Annotated in this window: 22 protein-coding genes; 11 read left to right on the plus strand and 11 right to left on the minus strand. The window is 67.1% G+C overall.

The annotated features are described in order from the left end of the window. Position 1: 1 nt before the first annotated feature. The 7 genes from SRAA_RS06975 to SRAA_RS07005 form a co-directional block, all read right to left on the minus strand. A complete protein-coding gene (locus SRAA_RS06975) occupies positions 2-823 on the minus strand; it encodes an ABC transporter permease (RefSeq protein ID WP_171820230.1) in 822 nt (273 codons plus the stop codon). A gap of 8 nt (positions 824-831) precedes the next feature. Further along, entirely contained in the window at positions 832-1776 is a 945-nt protein-coding gene (locus tag SRAA_RS06980; RefSeq protein WP_045531699.1) for an ABC transporter permease, read from the minus strand. After that, positions 1776-3332, minus strand: a complete 1557-nt coding sequence (locus SRAA_RS06985) for an ABC transporter substrate-binding protein (RefSeq protein ID WP_045531702.1) — start codon at positions 3330-3332, stop codon at positions 1776-1778. The genes SRAA_RS06980 and SRAA_RS06985 overlap by 1 nt, the downstream gene beginning before the upstream one ends. Then, on the minus strand, positions 3329-4117 hold the full coding sequence (locus tag SRAA_RS06990; protein WP_045531704.1) for a DUF4198 domain-containing protein: 789 nt from the start codon (positions 4115-4117) through the stop codon (positions 3329-3331). The genes SRAA_RS06985 and SRAA_RS06990 overlap by 4 nt, the downstream gene beginning before the upstream one ends. Further along, positions 4117-6141 carry a TonB-dependent receptor gene (locus tag SRAA_RS06995; RefSeq protein WP_231849261.1) on the minus strand — a complete coding sequence of 675 codons (2025 nt, stop codon included), beginning with the start codon at positions 6139-6141 and terminating at the stop codon, positions 4117-4119. Before SRAA_RS06995 ends, SRAA_RS06990 begins: the two co-directional genes overlap by 1 nt. Positions 6142-6371: 230 nt before the next feature. Next, positions 6372-6821 carry a nickel-responsive transcriptional regulator NikR gene (nikR, locus tag SRAA_RS07000; RefSeq protein ID WP_045531707.1) on the minus strand — a complete coding sequence of 150 codons (450 nt, stop codon included), beginning with the start codon at positions 6819-6821 and terminating at the stop codon, positions 6372-6374. Between the two features lie 18 nt (positions 6822-6839). Then, the gene (locus SRAA_RS07005; RefSeq protein WP_045531713.1) at positions 6840-7247 is read right to left on the minus strand and encodes a GlcG/HbpS family heme-binding protein; all 408 of its coding nucleotides are present in this window, start codon (positions 7245-7247) and stop codon (positions 6840-6842) included. A 123-nt stretch (positions 7248-7370) separates the two neighbouring features. Between SRAA_RS07005 and SRAA_RS07010 the strand changes: the two genes are divergently transcribed. Continuing rightward, complete coding sequence (locus SRAA_RS07010) at positions 7371-8063, plus strand: Bax inhibitor-1 family protein (RefSeq protein WP_045531717.1); 693 nt, start codon at positions 7371-7373, stop codon at positions 8061-8063. Positions 8064-8348: 285 nt separating this feature from the next. Then, positions 8349-8924 carry a hypothetical protein gene (locus tag SRAA_RS12635; protein ID WP_197538502.1) on the plus strand — a complete coding sequence of 192 codons (576 nt, stop codon included), beginning with the start codon at positions 8349-8351 and terminating at the stop codon, positions 8922-8924. Positions 8925-8963: 39 nt separating this feature from the next. Here SRAA_RS12635 and rlmD read toward each other — a convergent pair whose 3' ends face one another. From rlmD to surE, 4 genes are all read right to left on the minus strand, one after another. Further along, positions 8964-10517 (minus strand): 23S rRNA (uracil(1939)-C(5))-methyltransferase RlmD, encoded by a 1554-nt coding sequence (gene rlmD, locus SRAA_RS07020; RefSeq protein ID WP_082039960.1) that lies wholly within the window; start codon positions 10515-10517, stop codon positions 8964-8966. After that, entirely contained in the window at positions 10517-11428 is a 912-nt protein-coding gene (locus tag SRAA_RS07025; protein WP_231849262.1) for a peptidoglycan DD-metalloendopeptidase family protein, read from the minus strand. Before SRAA_RS07025 ends, rlmD begins: the two co-directional genes overlap by 1 nt. A 99-nt stretch (positions 11429-11527) precedes the next feature. After that, positions 11528-12349 carry a protein-L-isoaspartate(D-aspartate) O-methyltransferase gene (locus SRAA_RS07030; RefSeq protein WP_082039962.1) on the minus strand — a complete coding sequence of 274 codons (822 nt, stop codon included), beginning with the start codon at positions 12347-12349 and terminating at the stop codon, positions 11528-11530. Further along, a complete protein-coding gene (gene surE / locus SRAA_RS07035) occupies positions 12346-13215 on the minus strand; it encodes a 5'/3'-nucleotidase SurE (RefSeq protein ID WP_045531719.1) in 870 nt (289 codons plus the stop codon). The genes SRAA_RS07030 and surE overlap by 4 nt, the downstream gene beginning before the upstream one ends. A gap of 100 nt (positions 13216-13315) precedes the next feature. Here surE and SRAA_RS07040 point away from each other — a divergent pair, with 100 nt between their 5' ends. From SRAA_RS07040 to gcvT, 9 genes are all read left to right on the plus strand, one after another. After that, the gene (locus tag SRAA_RS07040; protein WP_045533487.1) at positions 13316-14308 is read left to right on the plus strand and encodes an NADPH:quinone oxidoreductase family protein; all 993 of its coding nucleotides are present in this window, start codon (positions 13316-13318) and stop codon (positions 14306-14308) included. Between the two features lie 115 nt (positions 14309-14423). Further along, complete coding sequence (locus SRAA_RS07045; protein ID WP_082039963.1) at positions 14424-15572, plus strand: cytochrome-c peroxidase; 1149 nt, start codon at positions 14424-14426, stop codon at positions 15570-15572. 93 nt (positions 15573-15665) lie between these two features. After that, a complete protein-coding gene (locus SRAA_RS07050) occupies positions 15666-16424 on the plus strand; it encodes a Crp/Fnr family transcriptional regulator (RefSeq protein WP_045531725.1) in 759 nt (252 codons plus the stop codon). Between the two features lie 165 nt (positions 16425-16589). Continuing rightward, a complete protein-coding gene (locus SRAA_RS07055; RefSeq protein ID WP_045531726.1) occupies positions 16590-16805 on the plus strand; it encodes a glycine zipper 2TM domain-containing protein in 216 nt (71 codons plus the stop codon). Between the two features lie 105 nt (positions 16806-16910). Then, complete coding sequence (locus SRAA_RS12485) at positions 16911-17057, plus strand: lmo0937 family membrane protein (protein WP_144318724.1); 147 nt, start codon at positions 16911-16913, stop codon at positions 17055-17057. A 60-nt stretch (positions 17058-17117) separates the two neighbouring features. Beyond that, positions 17118-17333: a hypothetical protein gene (locus SRAA_RS07060; RefSeq protein ID WP_045533491.1), complete on the plus strand. Its 216-nt coding sequence runs from the start codon at positions 17118-17120 to the stop codon at positions 17331-17333. A gap of 175 nt (positions 17334-17508) precedes the next feature. Next, positions 17509-19197, plus strand: coding sequence for an electron transfer flavoprotein-ubiquinone oxidoreductase (locus SRAA_RS07065; RefSeq protein WP_045531727.1), 1689 nt, complete (start codon positions 17509-17511; stop codon positions 19195-19197). Between the two features lie 132 nt (positions 19198-19329). After that, positions 19330-19554 (plus strand): hypothetical protein, encoded by a 225-nt coding sequence (locus SRAA_RS07070; RefSeq protein WP_045531729.1) that lies wholly within the window; start codon positions 19330-19332, stop codon positions 19552-19554. Between the two features lie 174 nt (positions 19555-19728). Further along, complete coding sequence (gene gcvT, locus SRAA_RS07075) at positions 19729-20913, plus strand: glycine cleavage system aminomethyltransferase GcvT (protein WP_045533493.1); 1185 nt, start codon at positions 19729-19731, stop codon at positions 20911-20913. Positions 20914-20934: the final 21 nt, after the last annotated feature.

Here is a 20934-nt window from a genome sequence, read left to right on the forward strand (position 1 = left end):
CTCACCAACGCAGCGGCCGCCGGGGTTCGAGCCGCTCGCGCAAGCCTTCGCCGACCAAGTTGAAAGCCAGCGCGGCCCACAACACCGCCAGCCCCGGGGCCCACAGCAGGTGCGGTGCAGTCTGAAAGAAGGCGCGCGCTTCGTTGAGCATCACGCCCCACTCGGGCGTGGGCGGCTGCGCGCCCAAACCCAGAAAACTCAAGGTCGAGAGCGCCAAGATCACGCCCGCCGTCTCCAAACTGGCCAGCGCGGCCAGCGGGGCCAGCAGTTGCGGCAGCACATGGCGCCAGACGATGCGCAGATGCGACAAGCCGGCCGCACGCGCTGCGGCCACATAATCGCGCTGCAGCGCTTGCAGCGCCAGGATGCGCACGATGCGCGCCAGCCCGGGCGTCCAGGCCACGATCAGTGCCATTAAAACGGTCAGCAACGAGGGCCCAAACACGCCGATGATGGCCAAGGCCAGCACCAAGGTCGGAAAACCCAGCAGCACGTCGGCGCTGCGCATCAGCAGGGCATCGACGAGGCGCCAGCGCACCGAATGCGCACACCAAGCCGCCGTCACGCCCCAGAGCAAGGCCAGCGCCAACAGCACCGCCGACGCTGCCAGCGCCGCACCCAGCGACAGCCGCGCCCCCGCCAGCACGCGCGACAGCACGCAGCGCCCCAGCACGTCGGTGCCCAGCCAGTAGGTGCCGGAGGGAGGCTCGAGGCGGCGCAACAAATCCTGTGCCAGCGGGTCGTGCGGCAACCAGACCGTCGGCCACAGCAGCAACAGCAGCAGTGGGGCGAGCAGGAACAGTCCGACGTGGGTCGCGCTCAAGCGGCTGCTCATTGCGGCCCCACGATGCCGGCGCGTATGCGCGGGTCGAGCCAAGCCGCCAAGGCATCGGCGAGCAGGTTGGCGCACACATAGACCACCCCCATCAGCAGCAAATAGGCTTGCAGAATGGGCAGATCGCGCTCGGCAATGGCTTGCAGCACCAAGCGCCCGAGGCCGGGCCAGCCAAACACGGTCTCGATCACCACCGCGCCGCCCAGCAGCGCCCCGAAGGCATTGGCCCACAGACTGATGCTCGGCACCAGGGTGCCCGGCAGGATGCGGGTCAGCACCAGCAACGCGGGCGACAAGCCCTGAGCGAGGGCTAGGCGAAAGGGGGCCTCGCTCATCACCTGCAAGGCCCGATCCCGGATCAGGCGGCTCACCGGTGCCGCGATCAGCAGCGCCAACACCCCGGCGGGCAGCCACAGATCGGCTGGCGCAGCCTGCCCGATCACCCGCGTCAGGCCCCATTGGACGGCGAACAGGTACAAGGCCAACAAGGCCAGCCAATAACCCGGCAGCGAAACCAGCAGCACCACCAAGGCGCGCCAACAAGCCGCCGCCCAGGCGCTGCGCACCAGCGCCGCCGCCAAGCCTGCCAGCAGCGCCAGTGGCACAGCCAGCGCAAAGGCGGCCGCCGCCAGCAGCAGCGTCGGCCCGGCGTGGGCGCTGAGCTCTTGCGCCACCGGCCGCCCGCTGGCGATCGAGCGCCCCCAGTCGCCCGATAAAGCGGCGCTCAACCAGCGCCAGTAGCGCTCGGCCAGGCTGCCGTCGAGCCCGAGTTGGCGCTGCAAGGCGGCGTGGTTCTCGGGTGTCAGTGCGATGCCTTGGCGCAAGGCCTCGGCCAGCACCGGGTCGCCCGGGGCCGCCGCCACCAAAGCAAATGTCAGCACCGACATGGCCAGCAGCAGCAGCGGCAGCGCGAGCAGGCGCTGCAACAGCCAGCGGCGCATCAGCCGCGCCCCGGCAACGGGCGCACCGCCCCGTAGTCGATCCAGTCGCGGTGCTCGAACATCGGCACCTCCAAACCCGGGCGGGCCAGCACGAACTGCGGCACGTGCAGCACGGCAATCGCTGCGACGGCTTCGTCTACGACAGCGCGGTGCGCGCGCCGCACCGCCTCCAGGCGCTGCTGCGGGTCATCGGTGCGGCGCGCTTGGTCGAGGGCGGCATCCAGCGCCCTGCCCGCCGCCATGTGGCGGTAGCCGCGCCAAGGCGTTTGGCTGTGAAACAGGTTGTAGAGCAAAAACGTGGGATCCAGATTGGTGTTGCTGGCCAGTTCCAGAAACAGATCGCCCGCCCCCGGCTCGAGGAAGCGTTGACCGTACAGCGCGTCGTCCTCCACCGCCACGATCTCGATCCCGATACCGACTTGGCGCACCATCTGTTGCAGCAGCTCGGGGAAGGGAGCCACAGCGGCCAAGTTGGGAAAGGCCGCCACCAGGCGCAGCCGCAATGCTTCGCCGGCACGCGTGCGCAGACCGTCGCGGCCACCACGCACCCAGCCGGCGGCGTCGAGCAGGCGGCTGGCCTCGGCCGGGTCGTAGCCAAAGCCTTGCACATGCGGGCCCAGACCAAACATCCAGTCCGGCAGCAGGCCACGCGCCGCAATGCCCCGGCCAGCGTACAGCACGCGCGCCACGGCGGCCCGATCGATGCTCAACGCCAGCGCGCGCCGCACCCTGGGGTCAGCCAGACGGGTAAAGGGCGGCTGGCCGTGCAGGTTCACCAGCAGCGCCAGATACGACACCGGGCGCGAGGCGTGCAGCCGCACCGGCATCGAATCGCTCAGGGCCAACAACATTTGCGGCGTCACCTCGGCGATCAGATCGACCTCGCCCGCCACCAGCGCCAGCAGGCGCGTCATGGGGTCGGGGACAAACTGAAAAAGCATGCGCTCCTGCACCGCAGGCGGCCCCCAGTACTGCGGGTTGCGCACCAGCTCCAAGGCCCGGTTGGGCTGGTAGCGCACGAAGCGCCACGGGCCGGTGCCGGCCGGTGCCACGCGCCGGTCGCTGTGCTGCGAAAACAGCGAGGTGGCGCGGTGCGACATGTTCTCGAGCAGCAGATTCGATCCGGTGCGCGAGCTGAAAACAAAGTTGCGCGCATCGACGCGGCGCAGACTGGCCGGGTCGATTTGCAGAAAATCAGACCGGCTTTGCCCGACCTGGCGCAAGGCGGCGATGGCTGCATCACTGTCCAAAGCCGTGCCATCGTGATGGCGCAGGTTGGCGCGCAAGGTGATGCGGTAGTGACCTTGGCGCACCTGCCAGCGCTCAAACAGCAGCGGCGCGGGGCGGAAGCTGGCGTCGGGGCGCACCCCGGTTTCAGCGATCTGTGCGTGCGGGTTGCGCACGGTAAAAGTGAAGCGCTGCGGATCGACGTTGTAGCGGTCTGGCCCGGCGGCCACGCGCAAACCCGAAAACCCCTGCGCCAGCGCGGGCCCAGTCCAACCGACGGCAGCCCCGGCGACACCCAGCAACTGGCGGCGTGTGAAGGCAAAGTTCATGGCAGGCTGAAAGAGAGGGTGGCAAAACGGCTGCTCCACGCTGCGCCGACATGCGCCGGTGGCTGCAGCAAGGTGGTGGCGATCAACTGGCGGCCCCGGCAGCGCAGCGCCAAGGTGGCGCGGCCCGCGGCATCGGTGCGCAGCAGCCGCTCGCCCTTGCGGTCAAACAGCCGCAGCGCCGCATCCGGCACCGGCTGGCCGTGCTGGCGCAGTTCGACGCGCAAGCTGGAGCGCAGGCGCAGCCGGGTCGGGTCGCGCAAGGCCACGATTTCCAGCGTTTGACCGAGTGCGCGAACTTTTTTCCAAGGCAAGCCGCCCGCACCGACGCGAAAATAGGCTTTCGCGTCTTTGGCGTAGCGCTCCCGCCAAGGCTGGGCGCGGGCGCGTTGGGCTTGCCAGGCCTGCAGCACCGCCGCAGCGGGCTGCACCTCAGCCAAGTAGGCATCGACCCCGGCCGAGGGGATTTCGATTTCGATCAGATCCGTGGTCAATACAGCACAAGACAGACCGGGCGCGGCCAGTCCGAAGCGCACCCGCACCCGGTTGCGCAAGCGCACCCACGCCACGGGCTGGCGCGGGCGGCCGATCAGCCCGAGGCTGCGCAGGCGCCTCTTTTTGGGCGCGCTCAGCGGCTGCAAACCATGCCCGGCCGACAACTCCAACAGCAGCGGCTGGGCCGGCAGCGGCCGCAGCGGCAGCGGCTGCACCCAGGTGTCGTGCGCCTGCACCGAGCCTGCAGCGCACAACAACAGCAGCAGCAGCCCCAAAGATTGGAGGCGGCGCATCAGAAGTGCACCGTGTAAGACAGTTCCAGCGCGCGCGGCTCGCCCAGCAAAGCCTGCGCCCCGCCGCCGGCGGAGCGCGACAGGTACACCTCATCCAACGCATTGCGCAGGTGCAGCGCCCACTCGCCCTGCCCGACCCACCAAGCCAGGCTGAGGTTCATGGTGGTGTAGCCGGGTAGCCAGACCGTGTTGGCATTATTGGCCGAGCGGGCCCCGACATGGCGCAGGCTGGCGTGCAGTTGCAGGGTGTCGGACGCTTGCCAGCGCGCATACAGATTGGTAACACTCTCGGGCGTATCGGGCGGCAGCAAACCGGCGCGCGACACCGCCGCCCCGCCCACGCTTTCGATGAAGCGATCGAACTGCGCCTCGAGCCGGGTGCCATTGAGGCCCAGCGTCCAGTGCGGGTTGAGCCGCCACAGCAGATCGAACTCGAGCCCCTGGCTGCTTTGTTGGCCGATCTGGATCGTTTGCCCGGGCTGCATCGGGTCGCGCGTCAGGATGTTGCTGCGCACGATATCAAACAGCGCCAGCGTCAATTCGCCGCGCCCGTTGGGTAACTGGCCCTTGAAGCCGACCTCGGTCTGGCGCGCTTGGGTGAGGTCGAAATGGCGCTGCGCCGGCGTCAGCGTCACCACCTGCGCGGGCGGCTCGAAGGCCCGCGCAACCTGGGCGTAGAGCGTCAGGCCCGGTGACACGTCCCACAGCGTACCGACGCGCCAAGAATTGGCGCTCCAGTGCCGATCGAAGTGGCTGCCCAAGCGCAAATCATAGGAGTCGAGGTCGATGCGGTCGTGCCGCGCCGACAGCGACAGCCTCCAGGCATCGGTGAGCGAGAGCAGGTTCTCGGCAAACCAGGCTTGCTGATCGAGCACGGTGCGGCGCACCGGCAAAAAAGGCGAGGTGCTGACAAAAGGCGGCGGCTGCGGATGGAAAAAATCAACCGAGACGGCAGGGGCCGCGAAGGGCGTATTGCTGGCGCGCTGGTGCCGGTTGCGCGACCAGTCAAAGCCGAGCACGAAGCGATTGGGCAGCCCCAGCAGCGGGTGTTCGGCACTCAGTTCGGTGCGGTTGCCCAGCAAGGCTTGGTCGTGCACGATGTGCATAAAGTCCGACAAATCGACCCGCCCGGTGTGCGGGTTGAAACGATGCACCTCGGCGTTGCGCCAACTGCGCCACTCCTCGTTGGCGTAGGTCTCGTTGCGCAAGCGCAGTTGCGAGCTGATGTCGTAATGCAGATTGAGGCGCAGCCATTCGGCCCGTTTGCGCATGTGGCTGTCGCTGACGTTGTAATTGCGCTCGCGCACCCGTTCGTCGAGCCGACCATCAAGCAGCGGGGTGCCAAAATACCACTGGCCTTCGTCTTTCAGCTTCTGAGCCGACAGACTCAGGCGCAACCGGGGGTTGATGCGCCAAGCCAGCTCCCCCACCGCATGCGCGTAGCGAAAAGCGGTGCGATCCACCCAGCCCGAGGATCCGCGCTCGGCCTCGATGGCGTTGAAATCAAAGCGGTAAGTCAACGCCGGCGACCAAGCCCCACCCAATCCCAGCCCCAGGTTGTGGTTCTGCCAGCTGTCGGTGGCGAGCAGCAGTTGGCGCTCTGCTCGGCCATCGGCCGGCCGGGTGACGAAATTGACCGCCCCAGCCACCGAACCCAAGCCGTGCAGCACCGACGAGGGGCCCTTGATGACTTCGATGCGGTCATAGACAAAGGTGCCGCGCGGCGACATCGCCAGCCCGGGGTAGCGCAGACCATCGAACAGAAAAGGGGTCTGTAGGGCGCCGGAGAAACCGCGCAGCGAGACGCAAGTAAAGCCAAAGCACTGACCACTGACCACGCCGGGCGCGCTCTCGAGCGCCTCCTGCGTGCTGCGCTGGCCGCGCTCGTGCATCTGCTCGCTGGTGAGCAGGTAAAGCGCGGCTGGCGTCTGCTGCGGCGTCAGCCCCAAGCGGCTGCCCATGCCGGTAGACCAGTCAAGCGCCAGCGCGTCGGTGCGGCGCTCGGCTGGGGCAGTGACCAGCACCGGCCCGAGCTCCTGCTCCTGAGTCGCTGCCGCGCTGGCAGCAAGCCCTGCGCTTAGCCCCAAGCACCAGCACCGGACGGCCCGCGCCATGCGCCGGGTTTGAAAATCCATGCCTAGCCTCGCATTGGTATGAGTTATGAGGACTTCATCTTACTTCATACAAACGCAAAGGAGCCACTGTTTTGGACTCCGTGCAAACCCCAATCCGCAGGGACGGGCCATGAATCCGGCTATCGGATGATCGCCGGCACCAGGTGCGGATGGCCGTGCTCGTGGTGCAGCGTCATCGGCACCAGATGCAACTGACTGTGGCTGACCCCCGGCTGGGTGATGACGGACTGCGCAAATTCGCGCACGGCCGCCGCGCGGCCACGCAAAATCACGGCCTCGACACAATGGTCATGGTCCAAGTGGGCGTGCATCGTCGAGACAGTCAGTTCGTGGTGTTCGTGCTGCAGATCGGTCAGGCGCGTTGAGAGCTGGCGCCGGTGGTGGTCGTACACATAACTCAGGATGGCCACGCAGGGCTGCTCCGGGCTTTGCTGCAAGCGCACGCGGCCCAGATCGTGGCGCAACAGGTCGCGGAAGGCTTCGGACCGGTTTTCGTAGCCACGCTCGCGCACCAAGGCCTCGAAGGCCTCGGCCAACTCATCGTCGAGCGACATGGTCAGGCGTTTCATCGCTGTGCGCTGTTGGACTCAAACACCCAGCGCCGCAATGCCGGCCTTGGCAATCTGCGCGTCTTCGGGCGACTTGACGCCGCTCACCCCCACCGCGCCCAGGCACTGCCCGTCTTTGAAAATCGGCACTCCGCCTTCGAGCATGCCTTGCAAGGTCGGGGCGCTCAGAAACGAGGTGCGGCCTTGGTTGATCACGTCCTCATAGGCCTTGCTTTCGCGCCGCCCGAGTGCGGCGGTGTGCGCCTTGGCGGTGGCAATCTGCGCCGAAATGGCGGGTGCACCGTCTAGGCGCTGCAACCACAAGGCGTGCCCGCCGTCGTCCACGATGGCAATTGTGACGGCCCAGTGATTTTTTTGCGCCTCGGCTTCGGCGGCAGCGGCGATGGCCTTGACGTCTGCGAGTTCGAGCATGGGTTTGGTTTTCATGAACTTTCCTAGGGATCAGGTGTCTATCAGCAGCAAGCTGAGGATGGCTCTGCTTGGTCCGGTGCACATTATCGGCCCGCCGGCGCTAGAATCCGTGTCAGGCTTTACAAGGAGTTTTGCCAGATGAACCAACCCGCACAATCTTGGGGCCGCTTTGGCTCCACCACCGTTTCGGCGCAGCAGCGCAACCGGGTGCTGCGCAACACCTACTGGCTGCTGGCCCTGAGCATGCTGCCCACCGTGCTGGGCGCTTGGGTCGGGGTGGCCACCGGCATCACCGCCTCACTCGGCGGCATGACGGGCTTGGTGGTGTTTTTGGCTGGGGCCTTTGGCTTTATGTACGTCATTCACAAGACCAAAGATTCAGCGCTCGGGGTGCCGCTGCTGCTGGCCTTCACCTTCTTCATGGGCCTGATGCTGTCGCGCCTGCTGGCGATGGTGCTGGGCATGCAAAACGGCACCAGCTTGGTGATGACGGCCTTTGCCGGCACCGCCGGGGTGTTTGTCGTCATGTCCAGCCTCTCGACCGTGATCAAGCGCGACCTCGAAGGCTTGGGCAAATGGCTGTTCATGGGTGTGCTGGTGCTGATCGTGGGCATGGTGATCAACATCTTCGTCGGCAGCCCGATCTGGATGGCCGCACTGAGCACGATGGCGATTGGCCTCTTTAGCGCGCTGCTGCTGGTGGACCTGAAACGCATCGTCGATGGCGGCGAGACCAACTACATCATGGCCACCATGGGCATCTACCTGAGCCTGTTCAATATCTTCCAGAGCCTGCTGATTTTGCTGGGCCTGACTGGCGGCGACGAGTGAGTGAACCAAGGGCCCGCTCGGCCGGCCTTGAATCATGAATCTGGGGGGCCTGCGCCCCCTTTTTCTTGACACGCGCACGGCGCTTTAAACCGAGATTATCCATTAGGGTTTGGAGGGCAGGCGGATGCAGGGGCGAGGCAGTTTTGCCCTGACTGAGGCGTCCATAGCGTGGGCTATGGACAACGAAGAAGGGCGAAACTGGCCGCCCATGCGCCGTTTGCACCCAAACAGCACCGCTAGGTGCGCCTAATGGATAATCTCGGTTAAACCACAATGTGCCTCACCATGCCCTCCCGTACTGCAAGCCTTCCCCTGCCCCGCTGGTGGCTGCTCGCTGCCCTGCCCGCTTTTTTGCTGCTGAGCGGCTGCGACATGCTGGGGCTGGAAACCCCCGGCATGGTCACCCAACGCCAAGCGGCCGAGGCGCGGGCGGTGGGTGCGGCCTGCCGCCACGCGGTGCGCAGCATCGAGGATTGTTTTGCCTCGAACCCGCGCCTGTCGAGGGCCGAGATGTTCGAGGGCTGGCGCGAGATGGACCAGCACATGCGCGACAACGACATCCAGGGCATGCCACAGCAACCTGCACCCGCTGCGGCGGCCCCGACGGAGCAGCTGTTGCCGGTGTCGCCGGCTGGCGGGGTGGCACCGGCCCCGGCTGGCGCCCCCCGGGCTGCGGGGGCCCCCGCCACCAATCCGGCTACCCCTGCCGCCCCGGCTGCCACCCCAGCCCCACCACGGCCTGCCGCACCAGCCACCCCTGGCGGGGCCACGCCGGGCACGGTGCCGCTGCCGGCACGGCCGGGCTTGGCGACGACCCCTGCTCCAGCGGCTGCACCCGCAGCGCCAGCACCTGCACGTTAGCGCGCTTCTGACCGCAGCAAACGGGTTGGCCCCAAGTGTTCAGCCTGCGTCGGCCCGCTCGAACACCGCCATGCTCTCCACGTGGGCCGTGTGCGCAAACATGTTCACCACCCCCGCCGCCGCGCAGCGGTAGCCGGCCTGGTGCACCAACAGCCCGGCGTCGCGCGCCAACGTGGACGGGTTGCAACTCACGTAAACGATGCGCTGCGGGGGGCGCCAATCGGTCGTCGCGCCAGCCGTTGCGGCTTGGGGGACGCCCTCTTGGCCCTCTTGGTCGCCTTGGCCACCTTGGGCCTGCTGCCAATCGGCCAGCGCCTTGACCAGCGCAAAAGCGCCCTCACGCGGCGGGTCCACCAGCCATTTTTCGGCCACTCCGTCGGCGCACAACTGCTGCGGCGTGATCTCGAACAGGTTGCGCACCTCGAACCGGGTCGGCGCCAAGCCGCCGCGCTGGCCTTGGTTCTCGGCCCAGTTGGCCTGGGCCCGCGCCACCAAGGAGGCGCTGCCCTCGATGCCCAGCACCGCGCGCGCCCGGGTTGCCAAAGGCAGGGTGAAGTTGCCTAGGCCGCAGAACCAGTCGATCACGCGCTCGTGGGCTTGCGGCGCCAGCAGTCGCACCGCACGCCCGACCAGCACCCGGTTGATGTGTGGGTTGACTTGGGTGAAGTCGGTTGGCCTAAAGGGCATGCGCAGCCCAAACTCGCTCAGGGCATAGTCTAGGCAGGGCTGCCCAGCGTCCGCATCCAGCAAGTGCGCGGTGTCGGGGCCTTTGGGCTGCAGCCACCACTGGATCGGGGCCGTGGCACTGCCATGGCTGTGTGCAAAGGCGCGCAAGCGGGCGCAATCGGCTGCGCTCAGGGGTTGCAAGTGGCGCAGCACCAGCGCCGTCACCGCATCGCCCACCGCCAGCTCGATCTGCGGGCAGGTCTCGCGCGCGTCCATGCTGCCAAACAACTCGCGCAGCGGCAGCAGCAGCGCGCTCACATGGGGCGGCAACACCGGACAGACGCGCATATCGGCCACATAGCGGCTCTTGCGTTCGTGAAAGCCGATCAGCACCTGCCCTTTTTTGTGCACGTAGCGCACCGACAGCCGGGCCCGGTAGCGGTAGCCCCATGCCGGGCCTGCAATGGCAGGCAGGATCGAGTCAGGGCGGACCTTGGCCAAGTGCCAGAGGTTGTCTTCCAGCACGCGCTGCTTGACCGCCACCTGGGCCGCCGTATCCAAATGCTGCATCTTGCAGCCGCCGCAAGCCCCGGCGTGCAGGCCAAAGTGTGGGCAACGCGGTTGCACGCGCAAGGCCGACTCGCGGTGTATCGCGCTCAGGTCGGCCTGTTCCCACTGGTTTTTGCTGCGCCGCGTTTTCGCGCTGACCCATTCGGTGGGCAAGGCGCCATCAATGAACACCACCTTGCCGTCGGGGCGCCGCGCCACCCCTTGGGCATCGAGGTCCATGGCATCGACGCGCAGCCAGCCCGCAGGTGGCAGGCTGGCGCACGGCAGAGCAACCGTTTCAGGACAGGCAGCTGGCTCGTTGCAATCGGAAGCGTTGACAGGCTCGGGGCAGGCCGTTGAGGTTTCAGCGCAGGCCATCAACGACGAGGCAAGAATGTGGCCGGATCGACCGGACGCCCTTGGCGCCGCACCTCGAAGTGCAATTTGACGCGGTCGGCGTCGCTGCTGCCCATTTCGGCAATGCGTTGCCCTTGGCGCACCACCTGGTCTTCGCGCACCAGCAGCGACTGGTTGTGTGCATAGGCGGTGAGGAAGGTGTTGTTGTGCTTGATGATGACCAGATTGCCATAGCCGCGCAACCCGGCTCCGGCGTACACCACCCGGCCCGCCGCCGCCGCCAGCACCGGGTCGCCGGCGCGGCCACCGATGCCGATGCCCTTGTTGCGTGACTCGTCAAAGGCCTCGATCACCGGGCCGGCGGCTGGCCAGATCAGGCTGATGGTGTCGGCTGTAGCCGCTGCCGGCGCCGGGGCCGGGGCCGCCGCTGCGACGCCTGGCGCTGCGCGAGCCGGCTCAGGCGCTGCCGCAGGGGGGGCGGGGTCGGTCAGCGCCCGGCCTTGCACGCTGGGGGTGGCCACCGGGGCCGCCGTGGTGCCGGCCGCGCTCGGGGCTGGGGCCGCAACCACTGGGCGCGCCGCCAATGCCGTTTCGGGTGGCACCACCCGCAGCACCTGCCCGACCTCGATCCGGTCGGGGTTCGTGATGCCGTTCCAAGCGGCGATGTCGCGCCAGCTTTGGCCCGTCTCCAAGCCGATGCGGATCAGGGTGTCGCCGGGGCGCACCGTGTAAAAGCCGGGTTGGCCGGCGTTTTCTGCTCCGGGTGGCAAGGGGGCCACCGCCGCCCGCGTTGCAGGCACGGGGCTGCGCTCAGCCACCGGCGCGCGTTGCTGTGGCGGTGCGGCACAGCCCAGCAGCAGCACGGCGCTCAGGGCCAAACCGCCCCAAAGGGCCGTGGAGTGGCCGCGCCGCCCTTTGGTCAAGCCAGACAAGGCGCCTGCGGTGCACCTGCCAAACCCCTGCCCCGCACTGGGCACAACCCTTGCATTCATACAATACCCCATCAATGATCCCATCCGGCTGGCACAGAGTCAGCCCACCCCAGATTTTAGGGGGACGAAGCGCACCGCATCGAGCACCTGCCGCTTCCAACCCTGCGCCGTGCGCTCGATCAACACCAGATGCTGCTGCCCCGGGCTGAGTTCCGTCGGCGCCACCAGCCGGCCGCCGATTTCGAGTTGCTCCAGCCACACCGAGGGCAACTCCGGCCCGGCCGCCGCCGCAACGATGCCGGCATAGGGGGCGCCGGCCGGGTAACCGAGCATGCCGTCGCCCAAGATCAGGTGCAAATTGGGCAGGCGCAGCTCGCGCAGGTTCTCGCGTGCGCGCTCGTGCAGGCCGCGCAGGCGCTCGATGCTGTAGACCTCGCGGCACAGCAGGCTTAACAGCGCCGCTTGGTAGCCGCAGCCGGTGCCGATTTCCAGCACCCGCCCCAGCGGCTGCGTTCGGCCCGCGCACAGCAGCTCCAGCATGCGCGCCACCATGGTGGGTTGCGAAATGGTCTGCCCCAAGCCGATCGGCAGGCTGATGTCTTCGTAGGCTTGCGAGGCCAGCCCCGTATCGACGAAGCGGTGCCGCTCCACCGTGGCCATGGCACGCTCCACCGCCGGGTGCTGCAGGCCTTGCGCCACCAGCCGGCGCACCAGCGCCAGCCGCACCGCTTCCGAATCCAGCCCGCTGCCCCGGGAGGCTTGCGTTGCGGCCGCCGGCCTACCCGCCGCGCTGCGCACCACGGGGGGCTGGGGCCGCAAACCCGGAATCTGCGCTGGAAAGGCTGGGCGGGTGGTCGGGCGCGAGGTCTGATGGACAGCGCCCGTCGCCGCCGGGCCAACTCCGGGTTTGGGGCGGTTCATGGCTGCGCCGGCCCCGCTGCGGGCGCGGGTGCGGGCACGGCCACCGGCTGGGCCCCGGGTGCCAGCGGGCGGGGGGCACGCGACCACTGCGCCACCGACTGGCCCCAGTAGGCCAGGCGCGCATGGTCGGTCAGATCGACCTGCAGCGGCGTCACGGCAACAAAACCGTGCTCGGCGGCATGAAAATCGGTGCCTTCGGCGTCGTCCTTGGCTGGGCCGGCGCTGCCGATCCAGTACATGGTGTCGCCGCGCGGGTTGACTTGGGTGATCACGCGCTCGGCCGCATGGCGCCGCCCCAGCCGCACCACCTTGAAGCCGCGCAATTCGTGCCTAGGCAGACAGGGCACGTTGACGTTGAGCAGCCACGGCTCGGCCGGGTGCGGCTGCTCGGCCGAGCGCGGTTGCGCCGCCGCCTGCACCGAGGGCAGCAGATGCCGCACCAGCTCCTGTGCCTTGGCCGCAGCGGCGTCCAGGTGTCGCCAGCCCTTTTCGGTTTGCGAAAAAGCAATCGCCGGGATGCCAAACAAATAGCCCTCCATGGCCGCGCCTACGGTGCCGGAGTAGATCGTGTCGTCGCCCATGTTGGCACCGTTGTTGATTCCCGACACGACCAGATCGGGCGTGTAGCCCAGCAGCCCGGTGAGCGCGATGTGCACGCAGTCGGCCGGGGTGCCATTGACGTAGCGAAAGCCGTTGGGGGCCGTGTGCACGTAGAGCGGCGAATGCAAGGTGAGCGCGTTCGACTTGGCGCTGTTGTTGTGCTCGGGCGCCACCACCTCCACGCTGGCGATTTCGCACAAGGCCTCATACAAAGCAACGATGCCCGCTGCCTGATAACCGTCGTCGTTGGACAAAAGGATCTTCATTGCCGGCAATTGTAGGCCGTCGCTGCCGAGACAGCGCGGCCCGCTGCCTGCGCGCCCGCAAACCTATGATGACCGCACCCCAACCTTTGAGGAGATGAGCATGCACGCTTGGATCTGCGACCACCCGACCGGCATCGACGCCCTGCGCTGGCAAGAGCAGCCCACCCCGCAGCCGCAAGCCGGTCAGGTGCTGATTGAAATTCGGGCCGCCAGCCTGAATTTCCCCGACTTGCTGATCGTCCAGAACAAATACCAGATCAAACCCACCCCGCCCTTCGTGCCGGGGGCCGAATACGCCGGCATCGTGCGCGCCGTGGGTGCGGGGGTGACGCACCTGCAAGTGGGCCAAGCGGTGGCCTGCCTGAGTGGCACCGGCGGCTTTGCCACCCACACGCTGGCTCCGGCGGCGCTGTGCCTGCCGCTGCCACCCGGTTTTGACTTGGTCGATGCCGCCGCTTTCATGATGACCTACGCCACCTCCTACCACGCCCTGCTCGACCGGGGTGCCTTGCAGGCGGGTGAAACGGTGCTGGTGCTGGGGGCCGCAGGCGGGGTGGGCACGGCAGCCATACAGATTGCTCGCCAAGCCGGCGCCACCGTGATCGCCGCCGCTTCCAGCGCCGAAAAATGCGCCCTGTGCCAGCAAGTGGGCGCGCACCAGACCATCAACTACAGCGTACACCGGCCCGAGGGCAGCTTGCGCGAGGCCATCAAAGCCGCCTGCGGCGGCCGTGGGCCCGATGTGATCTACGACCCGGTTGGCGGGGATCTGGCCGAACCGGCGCTGCGCTCGATCGCCTGGCGCGGCCGCTACCTGGTGATCGGCTTTGCCGCTGGCCCGATCCCGAGCCTGCCGCTGAACCTGCCGCTGCTCAAAGGGGCTTCGGTGGTGGGGGTGTTCTGGGGCGAGTACGCCAAGCGCGAACCCCAAGCCAACGCCGCCATGCTGCAGACGCTGGTGCAGTGGATGGCGCAGGGCCAGATTAAACCGGTCATCGACCGCACCCTGCCCATGCGCGAACTGCCGCAGGCACTGCGCCTGATGGGCCAGCGCCAGGTCAAGGGCAAACTGGTGTTGCTCAACCCGGATTGAGTTCCCGTGCCCGGCACAATTCAGCGGCAGCATTGATCTAGGTCAAAGATTTTGGTTCCGTCGGGGTTTACATTGTTTGTAACAAAAGTTTACCAACCCCGAAGGAGAGTGCTCCATGAAGATCAAAGCCATCGCCGCTGCCGTGGCGCTTGCCGCTGCCGGTTACGCCGTTGCATCGTCCCCCGCGCCTGCGCGCACCGGCCCAGCCGCCACCCCCACTGCGGCACCCGCGGCGGCGGCGGCGCGCGGCGCGGCCCCGGCTGCGGCCCCTGCGCCAACCCGAGCGGCGGTGCCGCCCATTCCGGCCGCGCCGGCGGGAGCGGACGACCCGTTCCGTCACCTGTTCGCCCCCATCCAGCCGCCGCAGAGCATCAACATAGGCAAGGCCAACTTGGGCAAGATGATGTTCTTTGAGCCGCGCCTGTCGCGCTCGGGCTTCATCTCCTGCAACTCCTGCCACAACGTCAGCCGCGGCGGCTCCGACAACCTGCGCGTCTCGATCGGCGACCGCTGGCAAGCCGGCACGCTCAATTCACCCACCGTGTTCAACGCCGCGCTCAACATCGCGCAGTTCTGGGACGGCCGCGCCGCCACCCTGCAAGCCCAAGCCGGTGGCCCGATTGCCAATCCGGTCGAGATGGCGTTCACGCACGAACTGGCCATCGACATGCTGGAGTCGATCCCCGAGTACGTGCGCCAATTCCGCTTGGTGTTCGGGCAAGAGCGCATCACCATGGAGCAAGTCACCGCCACCTTGGCCGAGTTCCAAAAAACCCTGCTCACGCCCAACTCGCGCTTTGACCAGTGGCTGCTGGGCGACACCACCGCGCTCAACGCCAACGAACTGGCCGGCTACCGCCTGTTCAACCAAGCCGGCTGCATGGCCTGCCACAACGGGGTCAACCTGGGTGGCAACGCGTTCCAGAAAATGGGCGTGGTCGAGCCCTACCACAGCTTGGCGGGCGCCAGTGCGGTGGGCCGGGCCGCCGTCACCGGCAAAGACGCGGACCGCTTCAACTTCAAGGTGCCCACCTTGCGCAACGTCGACATGACCTACCCCTATTTCCACGACGGTGCCGCCAACACCCTGACCGAGGCGGTGGATGTGATGGGGCGCTTGCAACTCGGGCGGCGCTTTAGCGACCAAGAAAACGCGCAGATCGTGGCCTTCCTAAAAACCCTGACCGGCGACCAGCCCGCCTTCACCATCCCGCATCTGCCGCCGTCGTCCGACCGCACCCCGCGGCCCAACCCCTTCAACTGAGTTGCGGGGCTGCCCCTAGGCGCACCCAGTGGGTGCGCCTAGAATTTACAAAGCCACCGCAACCGCCAGCGCTGGCTTTTTTTCATGGCCCTCATGACGACGCCGCACCCCAGCCAGAACCACCTGCTCGCCGCCCTGCCTGCTGCAGAATTTGAGCCCCTGCTGGCGCATCTGGAACGGGTCGAGCTGGCAGTGGGCGACACGCTCTACCAACCCGGCGGCCAGTTGCGACACGCCTATTTTCCGACCAGCGCCATTGTCTCGCTGCACTACGTGACGGCATCCGGCGCCTCGGCCGAATCGGCGGGTGTAGGCAATGAAGGCGTGGTTGGCATTTCGCTGTTCATGGGCGGCGACACCACGTCCAGCTCGGCCGTGGTGCAGACTGCAGGCCAAGCCTACCGCATGGCGTCCGCCACGCTGCAGCAGGAATTCAAGCGCGCCGGCCTGTTCCAGCGCTTGCTGCTGCGCTACACCCAGGCGCTGATGACGCAAATGGCGCAGACCACGGTCTGCACGCGCCACCACTCGGTGGAACAGCAGCTGTGCCGCTGGCTGCTGCTGACGCTGGACCGGCTGCCGTCGAACCAGTTGGTCATGACGCAAGAGCTGATCGCCCACATGCTGGGCGTGCGCCGCGAAGGCATCACCGAGGCGGCCGGCAGGCTGCAGAGCGCGGGCGTAATCAGCTACCGGCGCGGGCACATTGCGGTGCAAGACCGCGCCGGACTGGAGACCCGCGCCTGCGAATGCTACGCCGTGGTGAGGTCAGAACTCGAGCGCCTGCTGTGCGATGTGCGCTACCGGCAGGATGGCAACGAGGCCCCCACCGACGCCGCATCGTCGAAATAACTGCGCGCTGCGCCGAGTTCGCGCAACCTATGTTCGCTAGCAGACAGACGGAAATGCGGGCACCCCCTATTCTTGACGCATCGGAAGCAGCAGGCGGCACGCTCTACACCGTGGTCAGGCGCACTGCCTGTTGCCCATCCGAGTTTGTCTCATCAAGGAATCTCTATGAAAACCCTACAGAAATTTGCCATCGCAAGTGCCTCCGCCATCCTGTTGCTGGGCTTGAGCGGTTGCGCCGGCATGACGGCGCAAGAAAGAAGCACGGCCATCGGTGCCGGGGCGGGTGCGGTCGGCGGCGCCATCCTGACGGGTGGTAGCCCACTCGGCACCGTGGGCGGCGCGGCCGTCGGCGGTGTGATCGGCCACGAAGTCGGCAGGTGATGCCGGCCGCAGCGCACCGCGCCAAGACGGCGGTGCGAGGCCGTCAGGCACCACACCAAGCCGGGCGCGCGGCGCTCCAACGACAACCTTGCTGAGGAACGCATCATGTTATACACCATTGCAATCGTCTTGGGCATCCTCTGGCTGCTGGGCATGGTATCCGCGCAAACCTTGGGCGGCCTGATCCACATCCTGTTGGTCATCGCGATCATCGTCATCCTGCTGCGCGTGATCCAAGGTCGCCGCCTTTAAGGGTGTGCGTGCGCGTGCCGGCGCGCGCCCCATGCATCCTGTTTAGATAGGTGAAAAATGATTAACGCAATCAAAATACTGGGTTTCGCCTTGATCGTGGCGGGTGGCTTGGGCCTGCTGTATGGCGGCTTCACCTACACCCAAGAGACGCATCAGGCCGTGCTGGGGCCGATCGAACTGACGGTGCAAGACAAGCAGACCGTGAACATTCCCATTTGGGCCAGTATCGGGGCGATTGTGGCGGGTGGCTTGCTGCTGCTTGTGCGCATCAAGTAGGCTGCGGTTGCAGACTCACGAGCGGGATCCGCCTTGCGCGGCGCTGCCCGTGATGCCCGTGTGTGGAATGGTCTGTGTGGCATGGTCAAGCGCTGGCCTACAATTGCTTGCCTATGCGTAAGTTGAACGCAAGCTTTGAGACCAACCCACCCGCAGCCTACTGCACCATCCACCCATGAAAACCCCCCCAGCGCTACTGGAGCAACACGGCCCGCGTGAGGCCATGGAATACGACGTGGTCGTCGTCGGCGGCGGGCCGGCCGGGCTGGCCTGCGCCATCCGCCTCAAGCAGCTGGCGACCGAAAAAGGGGCCGAGCTGAGCGTGTGCGTGCTGGAAAAGGGCTCCGAGCCCGGCGCGCACATTTTGTCGGGCGCGGTGATGGACCCGCGCGCCTTGAACGAACTGCTGCCCGACTGGAAGCAGCGCGGGGCCCCGCTGCACCAAGCCGTGAGCGGCGACGACGTGCTTTTTTTGCGAGAAAAATCGGCCACCCGCACCCCGGACTGGCTGGTGCCGCGCAATTTTCACAACCACGGCTGCTACGTGATCAGCCTCGGGGCGGTTTGCAAGTGGCTGGCCGAGCAGGCCGAAGCGCTGGGGGTGGAGATTTTCCCCGGCTTTGCCGCCGCCGAGGTGCTCTACCACGAGTCCGGTGCGGTCAAGGGCGTGGCCACTGGCCACCTGGGGCTGGGCAAAGACGGGCAACCGGGGCCCGACTTCCAGCTTGGCATGGAACTGCACGCCAAATACACCGTGTTTGCCGAGGGCGCGCGCGGGCACCTAGGCAAGCAGTTGATCGAGCGTTTTGAGCTCGACGCGGGCAAAGACCCGCAAGCCTACGGCATCGGCATCAAAGAGCTGTGGGAAATCCCGCCCGCACAAGCCAAACCGGGGCTGGTGGTGCACACCGCGGGCTGGCCGCTGGACAACCGCACCTACGGCGGCGGATTTTTGTACCACCTGGAAGGCAACCGGGTCACGCTGGGCTTCGTGGTCGGGCTTGATTACGCCAACCCGTGGCTGAGCCCCTTCGAGGAAATGCAGCGCTGGAAAACCCACCCGAGCATCTGCGCCCACATCCAAGGCGGCAAGCGCATCGGTTATGGCGCGCGGGCGATTACCGCTGGCGGCCTGCTGAGCCTGCCCAAAACCGTGTTTCCGGGTGGCGCCTTGGTCGGCTGCGAGGCCGGCACCCTGAACGCGGCGCGCATCAAGGGCAGCCATGCCGCCCTGAAAACCGGCATGTTGTGCGCCGAGGCCGCCTTCGAGGCGGTGCAGGCCGGCCGCAGCGGCGACGAACTGAGCGCCTACCCGGCCGCCTTCGAGCAAAGCTGGCTGCACCAGGAACTGGACCAGGCGCGCAACTTCAAGAGCTGGTTCAAAAAGGGCAACACCGTGGGCGCGCTCATGACCGGCGTCGAGCACTGGCTGCTGCCCAAAATCGGCCTCAAGCGCCCGCCCTGGACGCTGCACCGCCACGCCCCCGACCACAGCTTTTTGCGCCCGGCGGCCGAGTGCGCGCGCATCGACTACCCCAAGCCCGACGGCAAGCTCACCTTCGACCGCCTCTCCAGCGTGTTCGTGAGCAACACCAACCACAACGAACACCAGCCCGCGCACCTGACGCTGCGCGACGCCAGCGTGCCGGTGCAGACCAACCTAGCGCGCTACGCCGGTCCCGAGAGCCGCTACTGCCCGGCCGGGGTGTATGAGTTCGTCGATGCCGAGGGTGGCGGCCAGCGGCTGCAGATCAACGCCCAAAACTGCGTGCACTGCAAGACCTGCGACATCAAAGACCCGACCCAAAACATCGTCTGGGTCACGCCCGAGGGCGGGGGCGGGCCGAATTACGCGGGGATGTGATAAGGGCGTCAAAATCCTGTGTTAGGGTACACAGCGGCTTCGGTTTGGAAACCCTTTGTGGGAACCTGACCGGGGTGCGAGCGATCGATAGCCACAGTGTTCACCGTTGTTTTTCAACCCTCAGGAGTAAGCATGGACCTCTCTAAAGTTCTGGACAAGGCCTACAAGGGCCTGCCTTTGTCTGAAGTGGCCGACGCCCCGGTCGATGCGCTGCAGGGCGTCTCGGTCGCCGACGCCGAAAAGCTGGAAGCGGCTTTTGGCATCAAGACCGTGCGCGATCTGGCCACCAACAAATACTTCCTCGCCGCCCAAGCCATCGTCGATGAGGCCGACGACGTGGAAGGCGAAGCCGACTGACGCGCGTTCCAAACCAGCATCCAGCCGGGGCCGGGTCTTGCGCGTCGGTTCTGCTTGGCCCATGCGGGCCGCACCCTCTGTGGGCTGCGGCCTTTTTTTATGGCGGCCTTTTTGGCTTCGGCCCATTTCCTTGCCCGCCGGTTTGGCCCGATTTCTGCGCTACAGTCTGCGCCCATGAGCGCCCTTCAACCCCACCCCGAACCCACAGCCCCTGCTGCGGCCGCCCCTCACGCCCCGGCGCTGCAACGCACCCCGCTGTACGCCCTGCACCAAGAGCTGGGCGCGCGCCTGGTGCCCTTTGCCGGCTACGAGCTGCCGGTGCAGTACCAAGGGCCGGGCCAGGGCCTGCTGGCCGAGCACCTGCACACCCGCGCCAGCGCCGCCTTGTTTGACGTCTCGCACATGGGGCAGGTGCGCCTGCACGGCCCCGACGCCGCCGCGGCACTCGAAACCCTGCTGCCCATGGACGTGCTCGGCCTAGGGCCCAACCAGCAACGCTACGGCCTGCTGCTCAACGATGCGGGCGGCATCCTCGACGACCTGATGTTCCTGCGCAGCGGCGCATACTTGGGGCTGGTGCTCAATGGCGCTTGCAAGGCGGCCGATCTGGCGCACCTGCAGCAGCGCATCGGGGCGCGCTGCAGCATCGAAGCCCTGCCCGAGCAGGCGCTGCTGGCGCTGCAAGGCCCGCTGGCCGCTGTGGCGCTGCAGCGGCTGCTGCCAGGGGCCGAAAAGCTCATCTTTATGCAAGGTGCAGCGCTGGCGTGGCAGGGCCACGCGCTCACCCTCACGCGCAGCGGCTACAGCGGCGAAGACGGCTTCGAGATCTCACTGCCCGCACCCGCAGCCGAGGCCTTTGCGCGCGCGCTGCTGGCGCAGCCCGAAGTGAAACCAGCTGGCTTGGGGGCGCGCAACTCGCTGCGGCTCGAAGCCGGGCTGTGCCTGTACGGGCAAGACCTCGACACCAGCACCACCCCGGCCGAAGCGGCGCTGGGCTGGGCGGTGCAGAAGGTGCGGCGCAGCGGCGGTGCCCGCGCCGGGGGCTTTCCGGGTGCCGAGCGCGTGCTAGCCGAACTCGAAGGCCGCCAGCCGCTGGCGCGCAGGCGCGTCGGGCTCATTGCCAGCGAGCGCGTGCCGGTGCGCGAACCGGCGCTGCTGCAAAGCCCCGCCGGCGAAGCCGTGGGGCAGGTGAGCAGCGGCTTGCTTAGCCCAAGCCTGAACCAGCCCATCGCCATGGGTTACGTGGCCCCTGAATACGCCGCCGTGGGCACTGCGCTGCAAGCCATGGTGCGCGGCAAGCCCGTGCCCATGACGGTGTGCGCCCTGCCCTTCGTTCCCACCCGCTACCATCGCGGGTAAATCATTTGCGCGCTTGGCGCG

Origin of the sequence: Serpentinimonas raichei, from assembly GCF_000828895.1 — a bacterium.
Classification (GTDB): Bacteria; Pseudomonadota; Gammaproteobacteria; order Burkholderiales; family Burkholderiaceae_C; genus Serpentinimonas; species Serpentinimonas raichei.

What these genes read in the sequence shown, in the direction of transcription:
- nikR (WP_045531707.1), bottom strand. Translation starts at nt 6,821, where the DNA reads ATGAAACGCCTGACCATGTCGCTCGACGATGAGTTGGCCGAGGCCTTC.
- SRAA_RS07055 (WP_045531726.1), top strand. Translation starts at nt 16,590, where the DNA reads ATGAAAACCCTACAGAAATTTGCCATCGCAAGTGCCTCCGCCATCCTG.
- SRAA_RS06990 (WP_045531704.1), bottom strand. Translation starts at nt 4,117, where the DNA reads ATGCGCCGCCTCCAATCTTTGGGGCTGCTGCTGCTGTTGTTGTGCGCT.
- SRAA_RS06980 (WP_045531699.1), bottom strand. Translation starts at nt 1,776, where the DNA reads ATGCGCCGCTGGCTGTTGCAGCGCCTGCTCGCGCTGCCGCTGCTGCTG.
- surE (WP_045531719.1), bottom strand. Translation starts at nt 13,215, where the DNA reads ATGAAGATCCTTTTGTCCAACGACGACGGTTATCAGGCAGCGGGCATC.
- SRAA_RS06985 (WP_045531702.1), bottom strand. Translation starts at nt 3,332, where the DNA reads ATGAACTTTGCCTTCACACGCCGCCAGTTGCTGGGTGTCGCCGGGGCT.
- SRAA_RS07045 (WP_082039963.1), top strand. Translation starts at nt 14,424, where the DNA reads ATGAAGATCAAAGCCATCGCCGCTGCCGTGGCGCTTGCCGCTGCCGGT.
- SRAA_RS07040 (WP_045533487.1), top strand. Translation starts at nt 13,316, where the DNA reads ATGCACGCTTGGATCTGCGACCACCCGACCGGCATCGACGCCCTGCGC.
- SRAA_RS07005 (WP_045531713.1), bottom strand. Translation starts at nt 7,247, where the DNA reads ATGAAAACCAAACCCATGCTCGAACTCGCAGACGTCAAGGCCATCGCC.
- SRAA_RS07050 (WP_045531725.1), top strand. Translation starts at nt 15,666, where the DNA reads ATGACGACGCCGCACCCCAGCCAGAACCACCTGCTCGCCGCCCTGCCT.
- SRAA_RS07030 (WP_082039962.1), bottom strand. Translation starts at nt 12,349, where the DNA reads ATGAACCGCCCCAAACCCGGAGTTGGCCCGGCGGCGACGGGCGCTGTC.
- gcvT (WP_045533493.1), top strand. Translation starts at nt 19,729, where the DNA reads ATGAGCGCCCTTCAACCCCACCCCGAACCCACAGCCCCTGCTGCGGCC.
- SRAA_RS07010 (WP_045531717.1), top strand. Translation starts at nt 7,371, where the DNA reads ATGAACCAACCCGCACAATCTTGGGGCCGCTTTGGCTCCACCACCGTT.
- SRAA_RS07070 (WP_045531729.1), top strand. Translation starts at nt 19,330, where the DNA reads ATGGACCTCTCTAAAGTTCTGGACAAGGCCTACAAGGGCCTGCCTTTG.
- SRAA_RS07065 (WP_045531727.1), top strand. Translation starts at nt 17,509, where the DNA reads ATGAAAACCCCCCCAGCGCTACTGGAGCAACACGGCCCGCGTGAGGCC.
- SRAA_RS12485 (WP_144318724.1), top strand. Translation starts at nt 16,911, where the DNA reads ATGTTATACACCATTGCAATCGTCTTGGGCATCCTCTGGCTGCTGGGC.
- SRAA_RS12635 (WP_197538502.1), top strand. Translation starts at nt 8,349, where the DNA reads ATGCCCTCCCGTACTGCAAGCCTTCCCCTGCCCCGCTGGTGGCTGCTC.
- rlmD (WP_082039960.1), bottom strand. Translation starts at nt 10,517, where the DNA reads ATGGCCTGCGCTGAAACCTCAACGGCCTGCCCCGAGCCTGTCAACGCT.